20 protein-coding genes and 1 tRNA gene are annotated in these 23,810 nt (G+C 66.6%); 16 read left to right on the top strand and 5 right to left on the bottom strand.

Translation table 11 applies throughout. The features are described 5' to 3' along the window. The first annotated feature begins 73 nt into the window (after positions 1–73). The gene (locus tag CCO03_RS15905; protein ID WP_236903889.1) at positions 74–856 is read left to right on the top strand and encodes a Nif3-like dinuclear metal center hexameric protein; all 783 of its coding nucleotides are present in this window, start codon (positions 74–76) and stop codon (positions 854–856) included. A 9-nt stretch (positions 857–865) separates the two neighbouring features. Further along, the gene (gene pdxA / locus CCO03_RS15900) at positions 866–1,927 is read left to right on the top strand and encodes a 4-hydroxythreonine-4-phosphate dehydrogenase PdxA (RefSeq protein WP_087282618.1); all 1,062 of its coding nucleotides are present in this window, start codon (positions 866–868) and stop codon (positions 1,925–1,927) included. A gap of 45 nt (positions 1,928–1,972) precedes the next feature. Here pdxA and mscL read toward each other — a convergent pair whose 3' ends face one another. After that, the gene (mscL, locus tag CCO03_RS15895) at positions 1,973–2,398 is read right to left on the bottom strand and encodes a large conductance mechanosensitive channel protein MscL (RefSeq protein ID WP_087282616.1); all 426 of its coding nucleotides are present in this window, start codon (positions 2,396–2,398) and stop codon (positions 1,973–1,975) included. A 174-nt stretch (positions 2,399–2,572) separates the two neighbouring features. Here mscL and petA point away from each other — a divergent pair, with 174 nt between their 5' ends. The 6 genes from petA (at position 2,573) to CCO03_RS15865 (ending at position 6,840) form a co-directional block, all read left to right on the top strand. Beyond that, on the top strand, positions 2,573–3,169 hold the full coding sequence (gene petA / locus CCO03_RS15890) for a ubiquinol-cytochrome c reductase iron-sulfur subunit (protein WP_087282614.1): 597 nt from the start codon (positions 2,573–2,575) through the stop codon (positions 3,167–3,169). Positions 3,170–3,178: 9 nt separating this feature from the next. Further along, positions 3,179–4,594 carry a cytochrome b gene (locus CCO03_RS15885; protein WP_087282612.1) on the top strand — a complete coding sequence of 472 codons (1,416 nt, stop codon included), beginning with the start codon at positions 3,179–3,181 and terminating at the stop codon, positions 4,592–4,594. Positions 4,595–4,618: 24 nt separating this feature from the next. Beyond that, positions 4,619–5,371 (top strand): cytochrome c1, encoded by a 753-nt coding sequence (locus CCO03_RS15880; protein WP_087284814.1) that lies wholly within the window; start codon positions 4,619–4,621, stop codon positions 5,369–5,371. A gap of 107 nt (positions 5,372–5,478) precedes the next feature. Next, a complete protein-coding gene (locus CCO03_RS15875) occupies positions 5,479–6,096 on the top strand; it encodes a glutathione S-transferase N-terminal domain-containing protein (protein ID WP_087282610.1) in 618 nt (205 codons plus the stop codon). Between the two features lie 7 nt (positions 6,097–6,103). Continuing rightward, positions 6,104–6,613, top strand: a complete 510-nt coding sequence (locus CCO03_RS15870; protein WP_087284812.1) for a ClpXP protease specificity-enhancing factor — start codon at positions 6,104–6,106, stop codon at positions 6,611–6,613. Positions 6,614–6,764: 151 nt separating this feature from the next. Next, positions 6,765–6,840 (top strand) — tRNA-Thr (locus tag CCO03_RS15865). Positions 6,841–7,315: 475 nt separating this feature from the next. On the opposite strand, the gene CCO03_RS15860 is transcribed toward CCO03_RS15865, so the two are convergent. Further along, entirely contained in the window at positions 7,316–7,810 is a 495-nt protein-coding gene (locus tag CCO03_RS15860) for an acyl-CoA thioesterase (protein WP_087282609.1), read from the bottom strand. A gap of 139 nt (positions 7,811–7,949) precedes the next feature. Here CCO03_RS15860 and CCO03_RS15855 point away from each other — a divergent pair, with 139 nt between their 5' ends. Together CCO03_RS15855 and CCO03_RS15850 are read left to right on the top strand one after the other, a co-directional pair. Further along, positions 7,950–9,383: a cation:proton antiporter gene (locus CCO03_RS15855; protein WP_087282606.1), complete on the top strand. Its 1,434-nt coding sequence runs from the start codon at positions 7,950–7,952 to the stop codon at positions 9,381–9,383. 373 nt (positions 9,384–9,756) lie between these two features. Beyond that, the gene (locus CCO03_RS15850; RefSeq protein ID WP_087282605.1) at positions 9,757–10,743 is read left to right on the top strand and encodes a Bug family tripartite tricarboxylate transporter substrate binding protein; all 987 of its coding nucleotides are present in this window, start codon (positions 9,757–9,759) and stop codon (positions 10,741–10,743) included. Positions 10,744–11,418: 675 nt separating this feature from the next. Here CCO03_RS15850 and CCO03_RS15845 read toward each other — a convergent pair. Beyond that, positions 11,419–11,946, bottom strand: a complete 528-nt coding sequence (locus CCO03_RS15845; protein ID WP_236903888.1) for a ferritin-like domain-containing protein — start codon at positions 11,944–11,946, stop codon at positions 11,419–11,421. A 225-nt stretch (positions 11,947–12,171) separates the two neighbouring features. After that, positions 12,172–14,142, bottom strand: coding sequence for an acetate--CoA ligase (acs, locus tag CCO03_RS15840; RefSeq protein ID WP_087284810.1), 1,971 nt, complete (start codon positions 14,140–14,142; stop codon positions 12,172–12,174). A gap of 247 nt (positions 14,143–14,389) precedes the next feature. Between acs and CCO03_RS15835 the strand changes: the two genes are divergently transcribed. Both CCO03_RS15835 and CCO03_RS15830 read left to right on the top strand, forming a co-directional pair. Beyond that, entirely contained in the window at positions 14,390–16,429 is a 2,040-nt protein-coding gene (locus tag CCO03_RS15835) for a PAS-domain containing protein (protein ID WP_087282601.1), read from the top strand. Further along, positions 16,395–17,141, top strand: coding sequence for a response regulator transcription factor (locus CCO03_RS15830; RefSeq protein ID WP_087282600.1), 747 nt, complete (start codon positions 16,395–16,397; stop codon positions 17,139–17,141). The genes CCO03_RS15835 and CCO03_RS15830 overlap by 35 nt, the downstream gene beginning before the upstream one ends. 224 nt (positions 17,142–17,365) lie before the next feature. On the opposite strand, the gene CCO03_RS15825 is transcribed toward CCO03_RS15830, so the two are convergent. After that, positions 17,366–17,671 carry a DciA family protein gene (locus CCO03_RS15825; RefSeq protein ID WP_087282598.1) on the bottom strand — a complete coding sequence of 102 codons (306 nt, stop codon included), beginning with the start codon at positions 17,669–17,671 and terminating at the stop codon, positions 17,366–17,368. A 355-nt stretch (positions 17,672–18,026) separates the two neighbouring features. Between CCO03_RS15825 and secA the strand changes: the two genes are divergently transcribed. From secA to CCO03_RS15805, 4 genes are all read left to right on the top strand, one after another. Beyond that, positions 18,027–20,804 carry a preprotein translocase subunit SecA gene (gene secA / locus CCO03_RS15820; protein WP_087282597.1) on the top strand — a complete coding sequence of 926 codons (2,778 nt, stop codon included), beginning with the start codon at positions 18,027–18,029 and terminating at the stop codon, positions 20,802–20,804. A gap of 73 nt (positions 20,805–20,877) precedes the next feature. After that, the gene (argJ, locus tag CCO03_RS15815) at positions 20,878–22,107 is read left to right on the top strand and encodes a bifunctional glutamate N-acetyltransferase/amino-acid acetyltransferase ArgJ (protein WP_087282595.1); all 1,230 of its coding nucleotides are present in this window, start codon (positions 20,878–20,880) and stop codon (positions 22,105–22,107) included. A 108-nt stretch (positions 22,108–22,215) separates the two neighbouring features. Then, on the top strand, positions 22,216–23,091 hold the full coding sequence (locus CCO03_RS15810) for an ATP-binding protein (RefSeq protein ID WP_087282593.1): 876 nt from the start codon (positions 22,216–22,218) through the stop codon (positions 23,089–23,091). Further along, positions 23,088–23,561, top strand: a complete 474-nt coding sequence (locus CCO03_RS15805; protein ID WP_087282591.1) for an NUDIX domain-containing protein — start codon at positions 23,088–23,090, stop codon at positions 23,559–23,561. The genes CCO03_RS15810 and CCO03_RS15805 overlap by 4 nt, the downstream gene beginning before the upstream one ends. The last annotated feature ends 249 nt before the right edge of the window (positions 23,562–23,810 follow it).

Below are 23,810 nucleotides of genomic sequence, written 5' to 3'. Positions count from 1 at the left end.
GCGCGCATTGTCCTGCATCCGGCTGCCCCGGCCCGGCAGACAGCGTGGCGCGGCGATGGCCGACAATCGGCACATGGCTTCTTCAACCGATTCGTCCGGCGTGGACCGCGCCGCGTTGCTGGCGGCGTTCAACGCCGAGCTGCACCCCGAGCGCTTCAAGGACTACGGGCCCAATGGGCTTCAGGTGGAGGGCAAGCCCCGCGTGCGCAAGCTGGTCAGCGGCGTGACCGCGAGCCAGGCCCTCATCGACGCGGCGATTGCCGAGGGCGCCGACGCGGTGTTCGTGCACCACGGCCTGTTCTGGCGGGGGCAAAGCGGCACGGTGACGGGCTGGATGAAGGCGCGGCTGCAGCGCCTGCTGGCTCACGACATCAACCTGTTCGCCTACCACCTGCCGCTGGATGCCCACGACCGCCTGGGCAACAACGCCGAGTTGGGGCGCGTGCTGGGCCTGGCCGCCCAGACGCGGTTCGGTGAGCAGGACCTGGGGTTTCTGGGGGCGCGCGCCGATGGCGGTGCCTTTGCCGACCGCGACATCTTGGCCACGCACCTGCAAACTGTGTTGCGGCGGGCCGTGGTGGCGGTGGGCGATGTGGCGGCGCCGATTCAGCGTGTGGCGTGGTGCAGTGGCGGTGCCCAAGGCTTTTTCGAAGCCGCCATCGACGCCGGAGCCCAGGCCTTCATCACGGGCGAGATTTCGGAGCCGCAGGCCCACCTGGCGCGCGAGTGCGGGGTGGCCTTTTTCGCCTGTGGTCACCATGCGACAGAGCGGTATGGCGCGCCCGCGATGGCGGACCACGTGGCGCGGCAGCTGGGCCTGCAGCACACCTTCATCGACATCGACAATCCGGCCTGAGGGGGAACCATGAGCGAGCAGCAGCGGGCGGTGGCCCTCACCATGGGCGATGGCGCGGGCATCGGGCCCGAAATCCTGGCCAAGGCCTTTCTGCTGGCGCCCGAACAGACGTCGGGCTGCTTCGTGGTGGGCGACCTGGCCACCTTGCGCCGGGCCAGCGCGTGCGTGACGCAGGCGCTGGTTCTGCCGCCGCTGCCTTGCATGGTGATCGATTCACCGGCCCAAGCGCTGACGGCGCCACCGCGCTGCTTGCCGGTGTACCCCCTGCCTGGCCTGACGTCGCCACCGGCCTGGGGACAGGTCAGTGGCGAGGCCGGCCGCTATGCCGGGGCGTGCGTGAGCTGGGCGGCGCAGGCGGCGTTGCGGGGCGACGTGGCCGCGCTGGTGACCGCACCGCTGCACAAGGAGGCACTGGCCGAAGGCGGTGCGCCGTATGACCAGTATCCCGGGCACACCGAATTACTTCAATCGGAAGCGGCGGCATACCTGCATCAACCTGTGCATGAGGTGCCGGTGCGCATGATGCTGGCCAACGATGAGCTGCGGGTGGTGCTGGTCAGCATCCACGTCTCGCTGCGCGAGGCCATCGAGCGCGTGACGCTGCCCGCGGTGAGCGACACCCTGCGCATTGCCGACGCGTCGCTGCGCCGCATGCTGGGGCGCGCGCCGCGCTTGCTGGTAGCTGGGCTCAACCCGCATGCGGGCGAAGGAGGGCTGTTCGGGACCGAAGAGATGACCGTGATCGGCCCCGCCGTGCAGGCGGCGCAGGTGCGCGGTGTGCAGGTGCGCGGGCCCCTGGCCCCGGACACGGTCTTCATGGTGGCGCGCCAGAGCCAAGCCGGCCCTGAGCCGGTGGATGCCGTGATCGCGATGTACCACGACCAGGGGCTGATCCCGGTGAAGTACCTGGGGGTGGAAGAGGGCGTGAACGTCACCCTGGGCTTGCCGCTGGTGCGCACCAGCCCGGACCACGGCACCGCGTTCGACATCGCCGGCACCGCGCGCGCCAGTGAAGCCAGCCTGGTGCAGGCGATTCGCGTGGCCAAGCAGCTGGCAGGCTGGCCCCGTTGAATCAAGACGGTGAGTCTGTCCGGCCTTGCGCCGGGCCGGGCACCGTCAGGCCTTGTTTTTCAGGCTGTCGCGGATTTCGCGCAGCAGCGTGACCTCTTCGGGCGTGACCTCGGGCTCGGGGGCGGCCGGCGACTCCTCGCGGCGCAGGCGGTTCATCTGCTTGACCATCATGAAGATGATGAACGCCAGGATGATGAAGTTGATCAAGATGGTGATGAAGTTGCCGTATGCGAACACGGCGCCTTGCTTTTTGGCTTCTTCGAGCGTGAGGCCCGCTGCCTGGCCCGCCAGGCCGAGGTAGTAGTTCGAGAAGTCCAGGCCGCCGGCCACCTTGCTGATGACCGGCATGATGAGGTCGCCCACCACGGAGTCCACGATCTTGCCGAAGGCGCCGCCGATGATCACACCCACGGCCAAGTCCATGACGTTGCCTTTGACGGCAAATTCTTTGAATTCCTGCAGCATTCCCATGCGCTACCTCATCTGTGAAACGTGGGCGCAGTTTAGCCAATTTGCTTACCCGAAAGCACCCAGGTGACAGGCACAAATGCGTCACCTTGTGACTGGTTTACAAAGATGCCCCTCCGCTACAATGGTTTTTCGAGTCCTGACCCAGACCCAAGACCTGATACCCCGAGGATTTCCATGAGTGATACGCCAGTGGATAGCAGTAAGAGGACGTGGTTGATCGCGTCGGGCTGTGCCGGTGCAGCCGGTGCAGTCGGAGTTGCAGTTCCCTTCGTTTCGAGCTTTGGTCCTTCGGAGCGTGCAAAAGCGGCAGGGGCCCCGGTGGAGGTGGATATATCCGGCCTTCAGCCTGGCGGGAAAATCAATGCCGAATGGCGCGGTAAGCCCATTTGGATCATGCGCCGCACGCCGGAGCAATTGGCGTCGTTGAAGAAAACCGACGGCGAGGTGGCAGACCCTCAGTCCAACCGCACCGCGTTTCCCACGCCCGAGTACGCCAAGAACGAAACCCGATCTATCAAGCCAGAAATCCTGGTTGTCATCGGGATTTGTACCCATCTCGGGTGTTCACCGGTTGACAAATTCACGCCAGGCCCGCAGCCGTCGTTGCCGGCCGATTGGGAAGGCGGCTTCCTCTGCCCGTGCCACGGATCGACCTTTGACCTGGCGGGACGTGTGTTCAAGAACAAACCCGCTCCCGATAACCTCGAGGTGCCGCCGCACATGTATTTGTCGGATACCACCTTGCTGATCGGCGAAGACAAGAAGGCATAAGGGGGCGACATGGCGGAATTCAAAACAATCTCACCCAACGCCCGCAATTCGGCCAAGGTCGGTAATTGGTTCGAAAATCGATTTCCCACGGCATTCGATGCGTATCGGGTGCACATGTCGGAATACTTCGCGCCGAAGAATTTCAACTTCTGGTACATCTTCGGCTCTCTGGCCTTGCTGGTCCTGGTGATTCAGATCGTCACCGGCATTTTTTTGGTCATGCATTACAAGCCGGACGCGGCCAAGGCATTCGCTTCCGTCGAGTACATCATGCGCGACGTGCCGTGGGGCTGGCTGATCCGCTACATGCACTCCACGGGTGCATCGGCATTTTTCGTCGTGGTTTACCTGCACATGTTCCGCGGGTTGCTGTATGGGTCATACCGCAAGCCGCGTGAATTGGTCTGGATTTTCGGCTGCCTGATTTTCCTGTGCCTGATGGCCGAAGCCTTCATGGGCTATTTGTTGCCCTGGGGCCAGATGTCGTATTGGGGCGCGCAGGTGATCGTGAACCTGTTCTCGGCCATTCCGTTCGTGGGCGAAACCCTGTCGCTGTACATTCGCGGTGACTACGTGGTGGGCGATGCGACGCTGAACCGCTTTTTCAGCTTCCACGTGATCGCCGTGCCGCTGGTGCTGTTGGGCCTGGTGGTGGCTCACCTGCTGGCCTTGCATGACGTGGGGTCGAACAACCCCGACGGCATCGAGATCAAGAAGGGCCCCAAGGGCAACCGCTGGTCGGCGACTGCGCCGGCCGATGGCGTGCCGTTCCACCCCTATTACTCGGTGCACGACCTGATGGGGGTGTCGGTGTTCCTGTTGTTCTTCTCGGCCGTGGTGTTCTTCGCGCCCGAGTTCGGGGGCTATTTCCTCGAATACAACAACTTCATCCCGGCAGACCCGCTGGTCACGCCTTCGCACATTGCCCCGGTCTGGTACTTCACGCCGTTCTATTCCATGCTGCGTGCCACCACCGACCAGATGACCTGGGTGTTCATCATCGCGCTGGCCCTGGCTGCAGCCTTTGCCTGTGTGAAGACCCGATTGGCCATGCCGATCAAGGCCTTGATCGTGGTTGCGGCGGCCGTGGCCATGGTGCTGCTGCGCGTGATCGATGCGAAGTTCTGGGGCGTGGTGGTGATGGGTGGCTCGGTCATCATCCTGTTCCTGCTGCCGTGGCTGGACCACAGCCCCGCGCGGTCGATCCGTTATCGTCCCGATTGGCACCGCTACGTCTACGCCGTGTTCGTGGTGGTGTTCCTGATGCTGGGCTGGCTTGGCGTGGAGCCGCCGTCGCCGGTGTTCGAGCGCATGTCGCAAGTGGGCACCATCCTGTACTTTGCCTTTTTCCTGTTGATGCCTTGGTGGAGTCGCTTGGGTGAGCCCAAGCCGGTGCCGGAGCGCGTCGTCTATGTGCCGCATTGATTCGGAGAACGCGCGATGAAGATGATCAAAAAGATCCTGCTCGGTGCTTGGGCGTCGCTGGCCTTGCTGGGGGGCGCGCAGGCGGCGGGTGCCGAAGGCGTGTCCTGGCAGAAGGCCAAGGTCGCCACCAATGACCTGGCGTCGCTCCAGCGCGGTGCCAAGCTGTTCGTCAACTACTGCCTGAACTGCCATTCGGCCGCGTTCATGCGCTACAACCGCCTGACCGACATCGGCCTGTCCGAGAAGGACATCAAGGACTACATGGTGTTCACGTCGGCCAAGGTGGGCGACACCATGGTCGCGGCCATCGACCCCCATGATGCCAAGAAGTGGTTTGGGGCCAACCCGCCCGACTTGACCGTGATTGCTCGCTCGCGTGCCGGGCATGGGGGCACTGGCGCCGATTACCTCTACACCTTCTTGCGTTCGTTTTACCGGGATGCGAACCGGCCGACGGGCTGGAACAACGTGCTGTACCCCAATGTGGGCATGCCCAACCCCCTGTGGGAGATGCAGGGCGAGCACGAGCCGATCTTCGAGAAGGTCAGCGCACACGGGCAGGAGGTGTCGGTGTTCAAGGGCTGGAAGCAGGTCAGCCCCGGCACATCGGCCAATTTCGACCGCGACGTCAACGACCTGGTCAACTACCTGACCTGGATGGCCGAGCCTGCTCAGAACACGCGGGTGCGCATCGGTGTGGCGGTGATGCTGTTTTTACTCGTCCTCAGTTTCATGTTCTGGCGCCTGAACAAAGCGTACTGGAAAGAGGTTGAGTAAAATTCATGGGTTTGTGCCCTGAGCCTGGTGCTCAGGGTGTGCAGAGTGGGTTCGCCGCTGCAGTTTGCGCGTCGTCCCACTCTTTTTGGTTTTGAGGAGTTCTTGCCATGATGGTGCTTTACTCGGGAACGACGTGCCCGTTCTCTCACCGCTGCCGTTTCGTCTTGTTTGAGAAAGGCATGGACTTTGAAATCCGCGATGTGGACTTGTACAACAAGCCCGAAGACATCGCCGTGATGAACCCCTACGGGCAGGTGCCGATCCTGGTCGAGCGCGACCTCATCCTCTACGAGTCCAACATCATCAACGAGTACATCGACGAGCGCTTCCCGCATCCGCAGCTGATGCCTGGGGATCCCGTGGATCGCGCCCGTGTGCGCCTGTTCCTGCTGAACTTCGAAAAAGAGCTGTTCACGCACGTCTCCGTGCTCGAGGCCAGCAACCGCAGCGGCAAGTCGGCCGACAAGGCGGTGGAGAAGGCCCGCTCGCACATCCGCGACCGCCTGACGCAGATGGCGCCCGTGTTCCTCAAGAACAAGTTCATCCTGGGCGAAAACTTCTCCATGCTGGACGTGGCCCTGGCCCCGCTGCTGTGGCGCCTTGACCACTACGGCATCGAGCTGTCCAAGAATGCCGCGCCGCTGCTCAAGTACGCCGAGCGCATCTTCTCGCGACCGGCTTACATCGAGGCGCTGACGCCGTCCGAAAAAGTCATGCGCAAGTGAGATGAGCATGGACCCATCGCAACCGACGTCGACCCGGCCCTACCTGCTGCGCGCCTTGTACGAGTGGTGTGGCGACAACGGGCTGACGCCGCATGTGGCCGTCGCGGTTGACGATACGGTGGTGGTGCCGCACGAGTTCGTCAAGGATGGCGAGATCGTGCTCAACATCAGCCAGGACGCGGCGCACGGCCTGCGCATCGACAACGATGCCGTCACCTTCAAGGCCCGATTCTCGGGCGTGGCGCGCGACATCTACGTGCCGGTGGGGCGGGTCATCGCCCTGTTTGCCCGCGAGAACGGCCAGGGGATGGGCTTTCCACCGGAGGACACCCCCGTCTACGAGGGGGATGACGCCGCGGATGCCAAACCCGCCATGCAGTTGGTCACCAGCACCGAGGAGCAGGCGCCGGAGGCATCCGGCAGCGACACCCGCACTGACGGCACCGGCGAGGCCGAGCCCGCAGACCCTGATCCCAAGCCGGGTGGCGGCAAGCCCACTTTGCGTCGCATCAAATGAGGTGAGTCCCATCCAGTATCCCTTGACGGCCGTTGTATTTTTATCGGCCACAAGGTGATACTGCCTGGATGCATCTGTGCGCAGCCGATGTGCACCTGGATCGGGCCAGAATCGGGTTTCCCCGTTTTTTGCGATTAGAATCTGCGCTTTCGCCGCTTTAGCTCAGTTGGTAGAGCAACCGCCTTGTAAGCGGTAGGTCGTCAGTTCGAATCCGACAAGCGGCACCATTTGAGGGTCTCAAACAGACCCAAATCCTCTTGAAACCCGCATGCTTTCTAGCGTCGCGGGTTTTTTCATGGCCTGTGGTTGCTCAGGTGCCGCTGAACACCGTGCGTTTGACGGTCGCTCGCAAGATCGCCCGACGCGTTCAGCGGGCAGCCTGAACCAAGCGGCGAAGGAACAGCGTTCCGCGATGCAGCCGGCTGCGAGCCGTGGATGAAGGCCGCCGATGGGCGTGGTGCGGGCTGCCGGACACGCGAGCCGGCGCAGGGTGCGGGCGTTGGGCGCTCATCCAGCCGTGAGCGGAGGCCGTCGCGAGCTGACACCACGACCAGGTGCGCGAGCCGCTGGCTTGCGAGCTCCATCGCGGTGCATCCACCAGTGCGACGGGTGGTGCGCGTCGTGGGACACGCGAGCCTTCACCCCGGAAGAGTGCGTCGATGGCGGGTAGGCGGCAGACCTGTTCACCTACCCCGCCGGGCGTCAGGGTGTGGGCGCGGCCGGCACGCCCAGGGTCTTGGCGCGTTGCGCCATCTCCAGCCGCAGCTGTTTGCGCAGCTCGGCTTCCGCGTAGCGGCGGTGTTCGTCCGGGGTGCCGGGCTGCAGCGGCGCCACGCGGATGGGCTTGCGGTCGTCGTCCACGGCGACCATGGTGAAAAAGCAGCTGTTCACATGGCGTGCTTCCTGGGTGCGGATGTTCTCGGCCACCACCTTGATGCCCACCTCCATCGACGAGGTGCCGGTGTGGTTGACGGCGGCGAGGAAGGTGACCAGCTCGCCCACGTGGATGGGCTGGCGAAACACCACCTGGTCGACCGACATGGTGACCACATAGTGGCCGGCATAGCGCGCGGCGCAGGCGTAGGCCACCTGGTCGAGCAGTTTGAGGATGGTGCCGCCGTGCACGTTGCCTGAAAAGTTGGCGGTGTCGGGGGTCATCAGCACGCTCATGGTGAGCTGGTGCGTGGGCATGTCCATGGGGGTCGTCCTGCGGTGCGGTCTGGGCCAGCCGGGCTGGTCGCAGGCCAAAGGCGGCAGTGTAACCAGGGGCCGTTCCGGGCCGATGGCCGGGTGGGCGTGAACGGGCCCGGTGGCTTGCTACCATTCCCCGCCTCACATGGACGCCATCAACCACTTCTACCCCGCGGCCTGGCCGCCCTTGAGTTTGCTGGCCCTGTTCGGCCTGGTCGTGGCTTTCGGGACGCTGGGCGGCCTGCTGGCCAAGCGGCTGAGCTGGCTGCCCACCATCACCGGCTTCATGGCCGTGGGGCTGCTGGTCGGCCCCAGTGGCCTGGGCCTGCTGTCGGCCGACGACCTGGACCGCGCGCAGCCGCTGACCGACGTCGCGCTGGGGCTGATCCTGTTCAAGCTCGGCACCTCGCTGCACCCCCTCATGGTGCTGCGCACCCCGGCCCTGGTGGTGACCAGCCTGGTCGAGAGCCTGCTCACCTTCGTCGGGGTGCTGGCGCTGCTGATGTCCATGGGCATGGGGGCCATGGCGGCCGTCATCGCGGCCGCCATCGCCGTGTCGTCGTCGCCCTCGGTGCTGATTCACGTCTCGCACGAGCTGCACGCACGCGGCCCGACGCTGGAGACCGCGAAGGCCCTCGTGGCGCTGAACAACGTGTTCGCCTTTGTGCTGTTCACGTTCGCGCTGCCGTTTGCGCTGAGCCAGGCCGACGTGGGCCTGCACACGGCCGTGTTGCTGCCGCTGTACCAGCTGCTGGGCGCCGTGGTGCTGGGCTTGCTGGTGGCGTACGTGGCCACCTTGATCGGTCGCTTCACCACGTCAGACGATGCGCATTACCGCTTCGCCCTCATCGTGGGGGCGGTGATGATGGCCATCGGCCTGGCCACCATGTTCAAGGTGTCCACGCTGTTCACCACCTTGACGCTGGGCATCGGTTGCCGCTGGCTGCAGCGGCGCTCGCGCCTGGCGCGCGTGGATTTCGGCGCCAGCTCGGACCTGTTCTTCATCATCCTGTTTGTGCTGGCGGGCGCGCGCCTGCACGTGGCCGAGGTGCTGCACTACGCGCCACTGGCGTTCACCTTCGTGCTGGTGCGGTCGCTGGCCAAGGTGGCCTCGGTCTATGGCTGCGGCCGGCGCTTCGGCTACCCGCGCCATCAGGCGCTGTCGGCCGGGCTGTTGCTGGTGCCCATGGCCGGTCTGGCCATCGGGCTGGTGCAGAACACCACCCACCTGCTGCCCGACATGGCGGGCCAGGTGGGGGCCGTGGTGCTGGCCGCCGTGGCCGTGTTCGAGACCCTGGGCCCGCCCTTGGCGGCCTATGCCCTGCGCCTGAGTGGCGATGTGCCGGGAAGCAAGCGGGGCAAGCCGGGCGATGCCGTGGCGGTGGATGCGGTGTCGAGAGAGGCTGCGGCAGTCGATGCACCGGCAACCGCTGCACCGGCAGCGGCGCCCGAAACCGCGCTGGACACGGCACCGGGCGCCGCCACACCCGGTGCGGACGTCCCTGCCCCCTGGCCTGCCGAGACCGAGGGCCCGCCACCGTCGCAGGGGCCTTTGCAGGCCCCGCAGGCCGAGCGCTGACGCCCGCGCTGCGCTGCGCTTGCAGGCACCGCGGTGGACCCAGGCCTTGGCCTGTGCGTGCTGGCAGGTGAGCAGTATGCTGTGTCAGCCGATTGAAAATGATCGATGATGAGGCCATACCTGCATGGGACGTGGTTCACGATGGCGCTTGCCGACGTGACGTGACGGCCGCTCTCCGTGCGCCTGACGCCGTGCGGGCAAACCCTATGCGGGTTGTCGCCTGGAACTTGCGGGCCGTCCCCGCGTCAAGGGCTTGAGCGCCACCACGGTGCAGACGGGCGGCCACCCACGTGACACGCAAAGTGCGGGAACGCCTTCAGCATCTGCGGCTTTTGCGGCTATCCAGCCGCGTTTCAGGGCTTGAGGAGCGGGTATGAACACATCTGGATTGCGTCGTCGTCATGTGCTGGGCAGTGCGGCGGCCCTGGCGTTGTCGGGCATGGGCGCGGCGCCGGCCTTGGCGCAGCAGGACATCGTGCGCATCGTGCTGGGCTTTCCGCCCGGGTCGTCGCTGGACGTGATCGCGCGCCTGCTGCAGCCGCACATGGCCAAGACCCTGGGCAAGACCCTGGTCATCGAGAACAAGCCGGGCGCGTCGGGCACCATCGCGATTCGCCAGCTCGAGGGCTCGGCGCCGGACTCGCAGGTCTACTCGTTCTACCCCACGACCACCATGATGGGGTTTGTGTTGCAGGGCCACGAGCCGGCGCTGGACAAGATCACCGTGATCTCGGAGCTGTACGAGCAGTTCACCGTGTTCGCCGTGAACCCCGAGCTGCCCGACCTGGCCAAGGTGCACACGCTGAAGGACCTGGTCGAGGTGGCGCGGGCCAAGCCCGGCACCATCAACTACAGCACGGCCGGCGCCGGCAGCATCAGCCACCTGACCACCGAAAAGCTGTGCAACCTGGCCGGCGTGAAGATGCAGCACGTGGCCTACAAGGGCTCGCAGCTGGCGCTGCAGGACTTCCTGGGTGGGCAGCTGGGCATGGTGGCCATGGACCCGACCAACCTGAGCGCCCACCTCAAGAACCCCAAGGTGCGCTGCATCGCGCTGAACTACCCGCAGCGCATGCCCTACCTGCCCGGTGTGCCCACGACCGCCGAAGCCGGTTTCAAGGAACTGGCGTCGGTGCCGGCCTGGGTGAACCTGGTGGGCCCGCCCAACATGCCGGCCGAGCTGGCGGCCAAGATGAACGACGCCGTGCACAAGGCGATTGGCGACCCGGCCATCCGCAAGCGCATGGAAGACCTGTTCACCATCCCCAAGGTGGGCACGGGCGCGCAGGCCAAGGCCATGATGCAGCACGACCTGCAGTTCTGGAAAAAGGTCATCGCCGACAACGGCATCAAGTCCTGATGGCGGCATGCGGCCCGGGCGCCTCGCGGCGCTGTGGTCGCGGGGTGGCATGACAGAGGCGGGGGCTGCGGCCCCCGTTGTCGTTGGTGCGGCGGGCGGATGGCGCCAATGCTTGGCCTCGCAAACGGGGGACGCGGCTGGACCGTCGTTTCACCGGTGCGTGGCCCGCCGAACCGCCTGGACCTGGTCGCTGCCAGCACACGATTCAAGCCGGCCCGGTGCTGGCCTGAGCGTGACTACGGATCGCGAGGGCGGATCATCCTCAGCGGCCATGTGCGGCCTGACTGGTCTCAGCCGTTGAGAGGAGGGCAGTATGACCGCAGATCCGTTTTGCTGATATCGGCAATGGCGCCATACTCTGCATGGGGTTTCTGGATCACCTGTGCAGTCTTTCGACCATGGCAACCGCGCCCCGTGTGACGCTGCAGCCTTGGCAGGGCCGCCGATCCCCGCGAGTGCCATCGCGGCGCGCTCGGGGTGGTTGGCGTTTGCGCGGTGCAAGCGGTCATTCGCGTTGACGCATCACGCCAGCACTGACCTGAGCCTGTGCCAAGACGAGCTGGGCGGCAACGCCACCGACATGACGAGGCCGTTGAAGTTCTCGATGCAGCCTTGCGCCCGCGGATCGCCGGGTCCGTGGCCGATAGGCCAGTTGGCCGCCCGCATCGGCACCCGTCACTTGTCCAGCCAGTCCGCCAGTTCGTCGGCGTGCTCCTGCTCCTGCTCCAGGATGCCTTCGATGAGGCGGCGCGTGGTCGGGTCCTTGGTGCCGATGAGCTCGATCATCTGCGAGTAGGCGTCGATGGCCACGCGCTCGGCCACCAGGTTGACGCGGATCATGGTGCTCAGGTCGTTGTGCGCGTCGTAGTCGGCGTGGCTGCGCTGGCTCAGCGTGTCGGGGTTGAAGTCGGGCTCGCCGCCCAGTTGCACGATGCGTTGCGCGATGCGGTCGGCGTGAGCCTGTTCCTCGTTGGCGTGCACCAGAAACTCCTCGGCGATGGCTGGCGAGGCCAGGCCCTTGGCCATGAAGTGGTGGCGTTTGTAGCGCAGCACGCAGACGAGCTCGGTGGCCAGCGAGTCGTTGAGCAGTTGGATGATGTCTTCGCGCCAGGGGCCGAATTCGGGCGTCACGGCGCCGTCTTCCAGGCTGGTCTTGGCGGCGTTCAGGCGGGCTTGGTCGAGCACCAGGGTGTGGGAGGTCATGTGCATTCCTTGTCGTGGGTCTGAAACCAGCCACGGCCGAGGCCATGGCGTGCCCCTTCACGGTACGCGGCTGACGTGCCCGCGTCTGTGGGTCAAGCTTGAGGATTCGCACACGGCGGTGTCTGACAGGGCCGCCCGCACGGCACCCCAAACGCAACAGCCCATGGCGGGACGCCATGGGCTGTGCAGCGGGTCGAGGCGGCGATGACCGCGGCGACGGTGGGGTCAGTTCACTTCAGCCAGCTGCGTCAGGATCTGGGGGTTCTCCAGCGTGCTGGTGTCCTGCGTGATGGCCTGCCCGGCGGCGACTGAGCGCAGCAGGCGGCGCATGATCTTGCCGCTGCGCGTCTTGGGCAGGTTGTCGCCAAAGCGGATGTCCTTGGGCTTGGCGATGGGGCCGATTTCCTTGGCGACCCAGTCCCGCAGTTCCTTGGCGATGCGCTGGGCCTCTTCGCCCGTGGGGCGGGCGCGCTTGAGCACCACGAAGGCGCAGATGGCTTCGCCGGTGGTGTCGTCGGGGCGGCCCACCACGGCGGCTTCGGCGACCAGCTCGGTGTGCGCCACCAGGGCCGATTCGATCTCCATCGTGCCCATGCGGTGGCCGCTGACGTTGAGCACGTCGTCGATGCGGCCGGTGATGGTGAAGTAGCCCGTCTGTTCGTCGCGCACGGCGCCGTCGCCCGCCAGGTAGATGGTGCCGCCCAGCTCCTCGGGGAAATAGCTCTTCTTGAAGCGCTCGGGGTTGCCCCAGATGGTGCGGATCATGGACGGCCAGGGACGCTTGACCACGAGCATGCCGCCCTGGCCCCAGGGCAGCTCGTTGCCGGTCTCGTCGACGATGGTGGCGGCGATGCCCGGGAAGGGCAGGGTGCACGAGCCGGGCACCAGCGGGGTCGCGCCGGGCAGCGGCGTGATCATGTGGCCGCCGGTCTCGGTTTGCCAGAAGGTGTCGACGATGGGGCAGCGGCCGCCGCCCACGTGCTCGTGGTACCAGGTCCAGGCCGCGGGGTTGATGGGCTCGCCCACCGAGCCCAGGATGCGCAGGCTGGAGAGGTCGAAGTGGCGCGGGTGCTGGGCGGGCGCAGCCTCGCAGGCCTTGATGAGCGAGCGGATGGCCGTGGGCGCGGTGTAGAAAATCGACACCTGGTGCTTGTGGATCATCTGCCAGAAGCGGCTGGCGTCGGGGTAGGTGGGCACGCCTTCGAACACCACCTGCGTCGCGCCCAGCGCCAGCGGGCCGTAGGTGATGTAGGTGTGGCCGGTCACCCAGCCGATGTCGGCCGTGCACCAGAACACGTCCTCGGGCCGCAGGTCAAAGGTCCAGCGGGTGGTGAGGGCCGCATGCAGCAGGTAGCCGCCGGTGCTGTGCTGCACGCCCTTGGGCGCGCCGGTCGAGCCCGAGGTGTAGAGCAGGAACAGCGGGTGCTCGGCATCGACCCATTCCGGCTCGCAGGTGTCGGCCTGCTCGGGCAGCAGCTCGCTCATCTTCACGTCGCGCCCGGGCACGAAAGGCACCTGGCCGCCCGTGCGCGTGTACATCAGCACCTGGCGCACGGCCTCGCAGCCGCCCAGGGCCAGGGCGTCGTCCACGATGGCCTTGAGCGGCAGGCGCTTGCCGCCGCGCACCTGCTCGTCCGCCGTGATGACCAGGCTGGCACCGGTGTCGGCGATGCGGTCGCGCAGCGCCTGAGCCGAGAAGCCGCCGAACACCACCGAGTGGATGGCGCCGATGCGGGCGCAGGCCTGCATGGTGGCCACGCCCTCGATGGACATGGCCATGTAGATGACGACGCGGTCGCCTTTTTGCACGCCCATGGCGCGCAGGGCATTGGCCGTGCGGCACACGCGGGCCAGCAGCTGGCGGTAGCTCTCGCGCGTGATGGTGCCGTCGTCGGCCTCGAAGATCAGCGCGGTCTTGTCGCCCAGCCCGCGTTCGACGTTCACATCGAGGCAGTTGTGCGAGGCGTTCAGCGTGCCGCCCTCGAACCAGCGGTAGAACGGGGCGTTCGACTCGTCGAGCACCTGCGTGAAGGGGGTGCGCCAGGTGAGCACGTCCCGGGCGAGCCGGCCCCAGAAGGCCTGGTGGTCGGCATCGGCCTCCTGGACCAGGGCCTGATAAGCCGCGAACCCCGGCACATGGGCGGTGCGCGCCATCTCGGCGGGCGGGGGATAGAGTTGGGTGCTTGTCTCGCTCATCATTGCCTCGTGTCATGGAAGGCGGCATGCGGGCATGCGCCGGAAAAATGGCCCTGCGGTGGAGCCGTGCGTGCAGCATCGCCGATGAGTTTTTCACCAATGGCCGCCAATCGTGACGAATGATTGCAGGTGTCCGCTGTGGCTTCTGTTTGACGGAGTATCTGTCCATTCCCGATCAAAACAGATCGGCGGATAATCCATACTGCCGTGTGATGTGATTCAGCCCACCATCCTCTTCAGGCCCACCATGACCGAACAAGACTGGCCCATCCGCATCGCCACCACGCAGGCCGGACTCGACCTGATCGACCAGGGCATGTCGATCTTCGATGCCGACCTGCGCCTGGTCGGCTGGAACCGCGCCTACACCACGCTGCTGGGCTTTCCGCACGAGATGGCGTACTTCGGCGCGCCGTTCGAGTCCTTCATCCGCTACAACGCCGAGCGCGGCGACTACGGACCGGGCGACCCGCGCGAGCAGGTGTACGACCGCGTGCAGCTGGCCAAGGTGTTCGAGCCGCACGAGTTCGAGCGCACGCGCCCCAATGGCACGGTGCTGCGCATCCGCGGCCAGCCCCTGCCGTCGCTGGGCTTCATCACCATCTACACCGACGTCACCCGCGAGCGCAACGCCGAGCGCACCATCCGCGAACAGAACCAGAAGCTGGAGTCGCGGGTCGAGGCGCGCACCGCCGCGCTGGTGCGCAGCGAGCGGCGCATGCGGCTCATCATGGACTCGATTCCGGCCATGGTGGCCTACATTGATCCGCTGGGCCGCTACGAGTACCTGAACCAGCAGTACGAAACGCTGTTCGGGGTGTCGCTGGCCAGCAACCCGGCGCTGAACGCGCTGGACATCTTCGACATGGCCACCATCCGCTTGCTGCGGCCGCACCTGCAGCGTGCGCTGGCTGGTGAAACCGTCAGCTGCGAGTACGAGCTGAAGGCCAAGAACGGGTTGGCGCTGTACGTGCGAACGACGCTGGTGCCCGACTTCTCTCAGGGGCAGGTGGTGGGTTGTTTTGCGCTGACGTTCGATTTATCCGAGCAGCGGCGCTCGCAGACGCTGGTGGCACGTGCGCAGAAGCTGGAGTCGCTGGGCCAGTTGACGGGCGGCATCGCGCACGATTTCAACAACATCCTCACCGTGGTGATCGGCAATCAGGAGGCCATCGCCCAGCATGCCGCGGACGACCCCGTGGTGCAGGAGTACCTGCAGCCCGCCATCCGCGCCTCGCGCCGGGGTGCCGAGCTGATCAAGGGCTTGCTGAGCTTTGCGCGCCGCCAGCCTCTGCGCGCCGACCACGTGGACGTGCGCCTGCTGCTGGGCCAGGTCGCCCAGCTGGTGCGGCGCTCGCTGCCCAAGCGCATCGACCTGCAACTGGGCGAGGTGGACGCGGCGTTGCCTGCAGCGGCGGCCGACCCATCCCTGGCCACGGCCCCGATGACGGCAGCCGCGAATGCGGGGCCGCCGCCGCCGCTGTGGGCCTGGATCGACCCCATGCTGCTGGAGCAGGCCTTGATCAACCTGGTGCTCAACGCGCGCGATGCCATCGCGGCGCAGGGCCACATCCGGCTGCAGGCCGGGGCGGTGCAGCTGGACGAGGCCGCGGCCCAGACCCTGGAAACCGCTCCTGGGGCCTACGTGCGCATGGAGGTGCGCGACAACGGCTCGGGCATGGACGCGGCCACGCTCAGCCAGCTGTTCGACCCCTTCTTCACCACCAAGCGGCCGGGGCGCGGCACCGGGCTGGGCATGGCCATGGTGTACGGCTTCGTCAAGCAGTCGGGCGGGGCGATCGACGTCTCCAGCACCCCGGGCGAGGGCACGCGCGTGAGCCTGTGGGTGCCGGCCAGCGAGGCGCCCGAGCCCGACGAGGGGCCTGAGCCTGCGCCCGCACCCGTTCACACCGGCCTGGCGCTGCTGGTGGACGACGACGCCGAGGTGCGTGGTGTGGTGCGCCGCCAGCTGCGCGAGCTGGGCTATGCCGTGGTGGAGGCGGGCAGCGCCGACGAGGCCTTGTCGCTGCTGGCCAAGCTGAGCGAGGTGCGCCTGCTGCTGAGCGACGTCGTCATGCCGGGCACGCTGGACGGCCGCGACGTGGCGGCGCGGGCGCGCGCCAGTGGCCGTGTGGCCTCGGTGGTGCTCATGAGCGCGTACGCGCCGGGCGCCGTCGGCATGCGCGGTGTGCCGACGCTGACCAAGCCGTTCACGCGGGCAGAATTGCTGGCGGCGATTGAAAGGGGGCACGATGAACACGCAGAGCAATCCGGGCGCGCTGGCTGAGGGCGCGCCGCTGCCGCTCATTTTTGTGATTGAGGACGACGCCGATGTGGCGCGGCTGATCCTGGCGGCCTTGAAGGATTTCGGGTTTGCCGCGGAGGCCTTCGCCACCGGCGCCAGCGTGCTGCGGCGCATCCAACTGGAAAAGCCCGACCTCTGCGTGGTGGACCTGGGCCTGCCCGACATGGATGGCCTGGACCTGGTGCGGCGCCTCACGGCCGAGTCCGACGCCGGTGTGCTGATCCTGACCGGGCGCGGCCACACGGCCGATCGCGTCATGGGCCTGGAGCTGGGTGGCGACGACTACGTCATCAAGCCCTTCGAGCCGCGCGAGCTGGTCGCCCGCATCCGCTCCATCCTGCGCCGCCGCAGCGCGCTGCAGGGCTTGCCGGGCAACAAGCGCCGGCGCTATGCCAGCTTCGTCGGCTGGCGGCTGGATTGCGCGGCCAACCTGCTGCGCGGGCCGGATGGCGTGGAGCACCTGCTGGGCACGGCCGAGACCCAGGTGCTGCGCTGCTTCGTCGAGCGCCCGCACCAGATCCTCACGCGCGAACAGCTGATGGGCAACCGCGACCTGCTGCCCACGGACCGCAGCATCGACGTGCGCATCTCGCGCCTGCGCAAGCGCATCGAGCCCGACGCCAGCGACCCCACGCTCATCAAGACAGTGTACGGCGCGGGTTACATGTTTGCGGCCGATGTGAGTTGGGCCTGAGGGTGGCACGCGAGGCGCTGGCCGCGGGGCTGCGGCTGAACGGCATCTCAGGCGCGGAGGCTGGGCGCGGCGCCGTTGATCCGGCACTTGGGCGCCACGTGCGCCCTGGGGCGCAGCGCTGGCGTCAGCCCACGTCATGTCAGTGCTCAGCAATCGCGTGATGGGGTATGGGCAAATTGCCGATGGCATTCAAACGGCGGTGAGCCGATACTCCTGATGGGTCTTCAAATCTGTGTACTGACCTTGATGCGCAGGGTTTGCACCGACTCGCCCTTGGTGCGCAGGTGGGCCAGCAGCATGGGCGTGAGCTGGCGCAGCTTGGCCGCGACGCTGGCGTTGGCCACCAGCAGGCACCACTCCGTGTCCTGCACCGGGCCGGCGCGCACGCTGTTGCGCAAGGTGGGCGGTAGCAGGCTGCGAATCAGCGCCAGCCGGTGGTTGGACTGCGCCGACAGGGCCAGCAACTGCCGCAGCTGTGGCGCCTGCTCGGCGGCATTGGAGGCGGTGACGGTGGTGTGCAGGCGGTACATGGCCGGGATTGTCGCAAATCGGCCTGGCGGGACCGGGTCAGGGACCCGTTCCAGGGCCAGCTCCGCATGCCGGCGCGGGCGCCGGGGTTCGCGGCGTGGGGCCGGCGCCGCGTCGGGGCAGCGCCCAGGCGGTACTTTGCCCGGCCTGGCCATGCGGGATGGCCGGGCGGCCCGGTGTGTAACGGGCCCCGGTTAGAATGTTCGATGCCCCTGAGGCTTCGTGAAGCGCATCCTGGAGCGGCGCCTGCCCCTTGAATTCATGGGGAGCCGGGCCCACCCTTGAATCGCCGCAGACCGTCTTTCGGCGCCCCCATTCACTTTCCAGCTGCGCTGGTCGCAGCTGAGCATTCATCTCATGGCAATCCACTTCCTCACCCGGCTTTTTGGCAGCAGAAACGACCGCCTGCTTCGGCAGTACCGCAAAACGGTCGAGCAGATCAATGGCCTGGAATCGGGCATGCAGGCCTTGTCGGATGAGCAGCTGCAGGCCAAGACCGAGGAGTTCCGCGAGCGCATCGGCAAGGGCGAAAGCCTGGACGAGCTGCTGCCCGAGGCCTTTGCCGTGGTGCGCGAGGCGTCCAAGCGCGTCATGAAGATGCGCCATTTCGACGTGCAAATGATGGGCGGCCTGGCGCTGCACCACGGCAAGATTGCCGAAATGCGCACGGGCGAAGGCAAGACGCTGACCGCCACCTTGCCGGTGTACCTGAACGCCCTGTCGAGCAAGGGCGTGCACGTGGTGACGGTGAATGACTACCTCGCTTCGCGCGATGCACAGACGCTTTCGCGGCTGTACCAGTTCCTGGGGCTGACGGTGGGCGTGAACCTGCCCACGTTGTCGCGCGGCGAGAAACAGGCCGCCTACAACGCCGACATCACCTACGGCACGAACAACGAGTACGGCTTCGACTACCTGCGCGACAACATGGTGTACGAGCCGGTCGAGCGCGTGCAGCGCGGCCTGAACTTCGCCATCGTGGACGAGGTGGACTCCATCCTCATCGACGAGGCGCGCACGCCGCTCATCATCAGCGGCCCGGCCGAAGACAAGACCACGCTGTACATGGCCATGCGCGACGTGGTGCCGCTGCTCGAACGGCAGGAAGGCGAGGCCGATCCGCGCACGGGCGAGGGCGTGACCAAGCCGGGTGACTTCACGGTCGATGAAAAAGGCCATCAGGTCCACCTGACCGAGTCGGGCTACGAGAAGGCCGAGCAGATCCTGGCCGAGCGCGGCATGCTGGCCGGCGACGCCAGCTTGTACGACCCCAGCAACATCATGCTGGTGCACCACCTGTATGCGGCGCTGCGCGCGCAGCACCTGTACCACCGTGACCAGCACTACGTGGTGCAGGCCGGTGAGAACGGCAAGCCCGAGGTGGTGATCGTCGACGAGTTCACGGGTCGCCTGATGTCGGGCCGCCGCTGGAGCGAAGGCCTGCACCAGGCCGTCGAAGCCAAGGAAGGCGTCGACATCCAGGCCGAGAACCAGACCATGGCCTCGATCACGTTCCAGAACTACTTCCGCCTGTACGGCAAGCTGTCGGGCATGACGGGGACGGCCGACACCGAGGCGTATGAATTCCAGGAAATCTACGGCCTGGAAACCGTGGTGATCCCGCCGAACAAGCCCAGCAAGCGCGACGACCAGCTCGACCGGGTCTACAAGAGCTCGAAGGAAAAGTACGACGCCGCCATCGCCGACATCCGCGAATGCTACGAGCGCGGTCAGCCGGTGCTGGTGGGCACCAGCTCGATCGAGAACTCCGAGCTGATTTCCAACCTGCTGAACAAGGCCAAGCTGCCGCACCAGGTGCTGAACGCCAAGCAGCATGCGCGCGAGGCTGACATCGTGGCCCAGGCGGGCCGCTCCAAGATGATCACCATCGCCACCAACATGGCGGGCCGCGGCACCGACATCGTGCTGGGCGGCAACCTGGAGAAGGCCATTCAGGCCATGCAGGACGACCCCGCGGTGGATCCGGCCGATTACCCGGCCCGCGAGCAGGCGCTGCGCGAACAATGGCAGAAGGACCACGACGCGGTGACCTCGCTGGGCGGTCTGCGCATCATCGCCACCGAACGCCACGAATCGCGCCGCATCGACAACCAGCTGCGCGGCCGCTCGGGCCGCCAGGGGGACCCCGGCTCTTCGCGCTTTTACCTGAGCCTGGACGATCCGCTGATGCGCATCTTCGCGGGCGACCGCGTGCGCTCCATCATGGAGCGGCTGAAGATGCCCGAGGGCGAGCCCATCGAGGCCGGCATCGTCACGCGCAGCATCGAAAGCGCGCAGCGCAAGGTCGAGGCGCGCAACTTCGACATCCGCAAGCAGCTGCTGGAGTACGACGACGTCTCGAACGAGCAGCGCAAGGTGATCTACCAGCAGCGCAACGAGATCCTCGATGCCCGCGAGCTCAAGGAGCAGATCACGGGCCTGCGCGAAGGCGCGTTCAACGACCTGGTGGCGCAGTACGTGCCGGCCGGCTCGGTCGAAGAGCAATGGGACATCCCGCGCCTGCAGCAGGTGTTGCAGTCGGAGTGGGGCCTGGACCTGCCGCTGCAGCAGACCATCGAGTCGTCCAACGCCTTCAGCGACGAAGACGTGCGCGAGCAGGTCGTGCAGGCGGCCAACGCGGCCTACGAGGCCAAGCTGGCCCAGGTGGACGAACAGCAGTTCGTGCAGTTCGAGAAGGCCATCCTGCTGCAGAGCATCGACACCTCATGGCGCGAACACCTGGCCTCGCTGGACTACCTGCGCCAGGGCATTCACCTGCGCAGCTTTGCGCAGAAGCAGCCCAAGCAGGAGTACAAGCGCGAGGCGTTTGCGCTGTTCGGCCAGATGCTGGACGCCGTCAAGAACGAGGTCACGCGCGTGCTGATGCACGTGCGCATCCAGTCGCCCGAAGAGGCCGCTGCCGCCGCAGCCGAGGCCAACGCGCGCAACCAGCAGCTCGCCCAGGCCGGCCACACCGTGCATGCCGATTACAGCGACGACGGCATCGTCGAGGCCCAGGTGAGCGACGCACCGCCGGCCGCCCCGGTCGGCGAGGTGCCGCGTGTGGGCCGCAACGAACCCTGCCCCTGCGGCAGCGGCGAAAAGTACAAAAACTGTCACGGCAAACTGGCCTGATCGGCACGCGAACGACACGAGATGCAAGGCTGCCCTGGGGCGGCCTTGTTGTTTGACATCCAAGGAGAACGCCATGGCGGTGAACCTGAAGACCCCTGAAGCAAGTGACCTGCATCCCGTGAGCGGGGTGCGCATCGGTGTGGTGGAGGCCGGGGTGCGCAAGGCCAACCGCAAGGACGTGGTCGTGTTCCTGCTGGATGAAGGCGCAAGCGTGTCGGGCGCCTTCACGCGCAACCGCTTCTGCGCCGCACCCGTGCAGGTCTGCCGCGAACACCTGGCGCAGGGCCAGGGCGTGCGCGCCATGGTCATCAACACCGGCAACGCCAACGCCGGCACGGGGGCCGACGGCCTGGCGCGTGCCCGCACGACCTGCGTGGCCGCGGCCAACCTGCTGGGCGTGCGCAGCCAGCAGGTGCTGCCGTTCTCGACGGGCGTGATCATGGAGCCGCTGCCGGTGGCGCGCATCGAGGCGGCCTTGCCGCGCGCGATCGAAGCGGCGGGTGCCGACGCCTGGCTGGATGCGGCCCAGGGCATCATGACCACGGACACCGTGCCCAAGGCAGTGAGCCGCCAGGTCGACCTGGGCGGCAAGACCGTCACCATCACCGGCATCAGCAAGGGCGCCGGCATGATCCGCCCCAACATGGCGACCATGCTGGGCTTTGTGGCCACCGATGCCGCCATCGACGCCGCCTTGATGGGCGAGCTGGCGCGTGACCTGGCCGATGCCTCGTTCAACTGCGTCACGGTCGATGGCGACACCTCGACCAACGACTCCTTCATCGTCGTCGCCACCCACCAGGCGGGCAATGTGCCCATCAGCAGCTGGGCCAGCGCCGACGGGCAGGCGCTGAAGGCGGCCCTGCAGGCGGTGGCGCTGGAGCTGGCGCAGGCCATCGTGCGCGACGGCGAGGGCGCGACCAAGTTCATCGCCGTGCGCGTGGAAGGCGGCCGCAGTACCGAGGAGTGCCGTCAGGTGGCGTACGCGATCGCCCATTCGCCGCTGGTCAAGACGGCCTTCTTCGCCAGCGACCCCAACCTGGGGCGCATCCTGGCTGCGGTGGGGTATGCCGGCATCGACGATCTGGATCAGACGCAGATCGACCTGTACCTGGACGATGTGCGGGTGGCGATGCAGGGCGGACGCAACCCCGATTACGTCGAGGCCGATGGCCAGCGCGTGATGAAGCAAGCCGAGATCACCGTGCGCGTGGTGCTGGGCCGGGGCGAGGCCGCAGCCACGCTGTGGACCTGTGACTTCAGCCACGATTACGTGTCGATCAACGCCGACTACCGCTCCTGATCGATGGAGCAGTATGCCTTTGTCGCCGTTTGAAATACAACGGAAAATGGCGCATACTGCATTGAATTTTCAAGCAAACGGGACAGTGCGCTGTCCCAGGTCGATACCATGAACGAGGCCTTTGAATCCCTGCTCAGGCGCGCCGAAGCGGTGCTGGCGCGCGTGGAAGCCGTGCTGCCGCAGCCCTCGCAGGCGCCCGATTGGTCCCAGTCCGTGGCGTGGCGGTACCGCCGCCGTGCCAATGGCGTGGGGCGGCTGGAGCCCGTGCGCCACCTGGCCACGCTGGGCCTGGACGACCTCAAGGAAATCGACGGCCAGAAGGCGCGCATCCAGGGCAACACCGAGCAGTTCGTCCGAGGTTTGCCGGCCAACAACGTGCTGCTGACGGGTGCGCGCGGCACGGGCAAGTCCTCGCTGATCAAGGCCTGTCTGAACGCCTACAGCGCCCAGGGGCTGCGCCTGATCGAGATCGACAAGGCCGATCTGGGTGATTTGCCGGATGTGATCGAGTGGGTGGCCGATCGGCCCGAACGCTTCATCGTGTACTGCGACGACCTCAGCTTTGAAGAGGGCGAGAGCGGCTACAAGGCACTCAAGTCCATCCTCGATGGTTCGGTGGCGGCCGCCACACCCAATGTGCTGGTGTATGCGACCAGCAACCGGCGCCACCTGTTGCCCGAGCACATGAAGGACAACCTGAGCTACACCACGAGTGCCGACGGCGAGATCCACCCCGGCGAGGTGGTCGAAGAAAAGATCTCCCTGTCCGAGCGCTTTGGCTTGTGGATCAGCTTCTACCCGTTCTCGCAGGACGAGTACCTCGCCATCGTGGGCCAGTGGCTGTCGTCGATGGGCGCGGATGCCGCTCAGATCGAGGCGGCACGCGCCCCCGCACTGGTGTGGGCGCTGGAGCGCGGTTCGCGCAGCGGCCGGGTGGCTTACCAGTTTGCGCGCGATTGGGCCGGTCGCGCCGGCGTGGCATGAGCGGCGCGCCGTTGAAGGCCGACCCCCAGCGGGCGCGTGACCAGGCGGGCGAGCGCCAGGTGGTCGAGGTGGCCGTGGGGGTGCTGGTGTGCGACGCTGGCGAGGGCCGCCAGGCGTTTCTGATGACCTCGCGCCCCGAGGGCAAGGTGTACGCCGGCTATTGGGAATTTCCGGGCGGCAAGCTCGAGCAGGGCGAGTCGGTGACCGAAGCCCTGGTCCGCGAACTGGACGAGGAGCTGGGCGTGCGCGCGACCGAGGTGCAGCCCTGGCGCAGCCTGCAGGTCGACTACCCGCACGCCTTGGTCAACCTGAACTTTTGCAAGGTGCTGGCCTGGCAAGGCGAGCTGGCCATGCGCGAGGGTCAGCGGTTTGCGTGGCAGGACCTGCCCACCCGCGTGGCACCCATCTTGCCCGGGGCCCTGCCGGTGCTGGAGTGGCTGCAGGCCGAAGGTGGCTTCGAGCGCGCCTGATGGTTGGACCGGGATGGTGGGTTCGATCCAGCCATCACGGCATGGGCGAAGTGCCCCTGGTGACCGACAAGGGTTTGTTCGCCGTCAACGGCCTAATCCGCCCCACAGGACAGGCTTGCACGATGTCGGTTTGAGGCGGTAGCCAGGGCGATGCCCGCAGGCCATTAGGCGGTCAGTCGACTTCGGCTGCGACCAAGACCCTTTGCGCCCGTTCAACATCTCCATCTCCATGCTGCGTCAAGTGTGGGC

Origin of the sequence: Comamonas serinivorans (assembly GCF_002158865.1) — a bacterium.
Classification (GTDB): Bacteria; Pseudomonadota; Gammaproteobacteria; order Burkholderiales; family Burkholderiaceae_C; genus Comamonas_E; species Comamonas_E serinivorans.
This window is presented reverse-complemented; position numbering and strand designations above follow the sequence as displayed.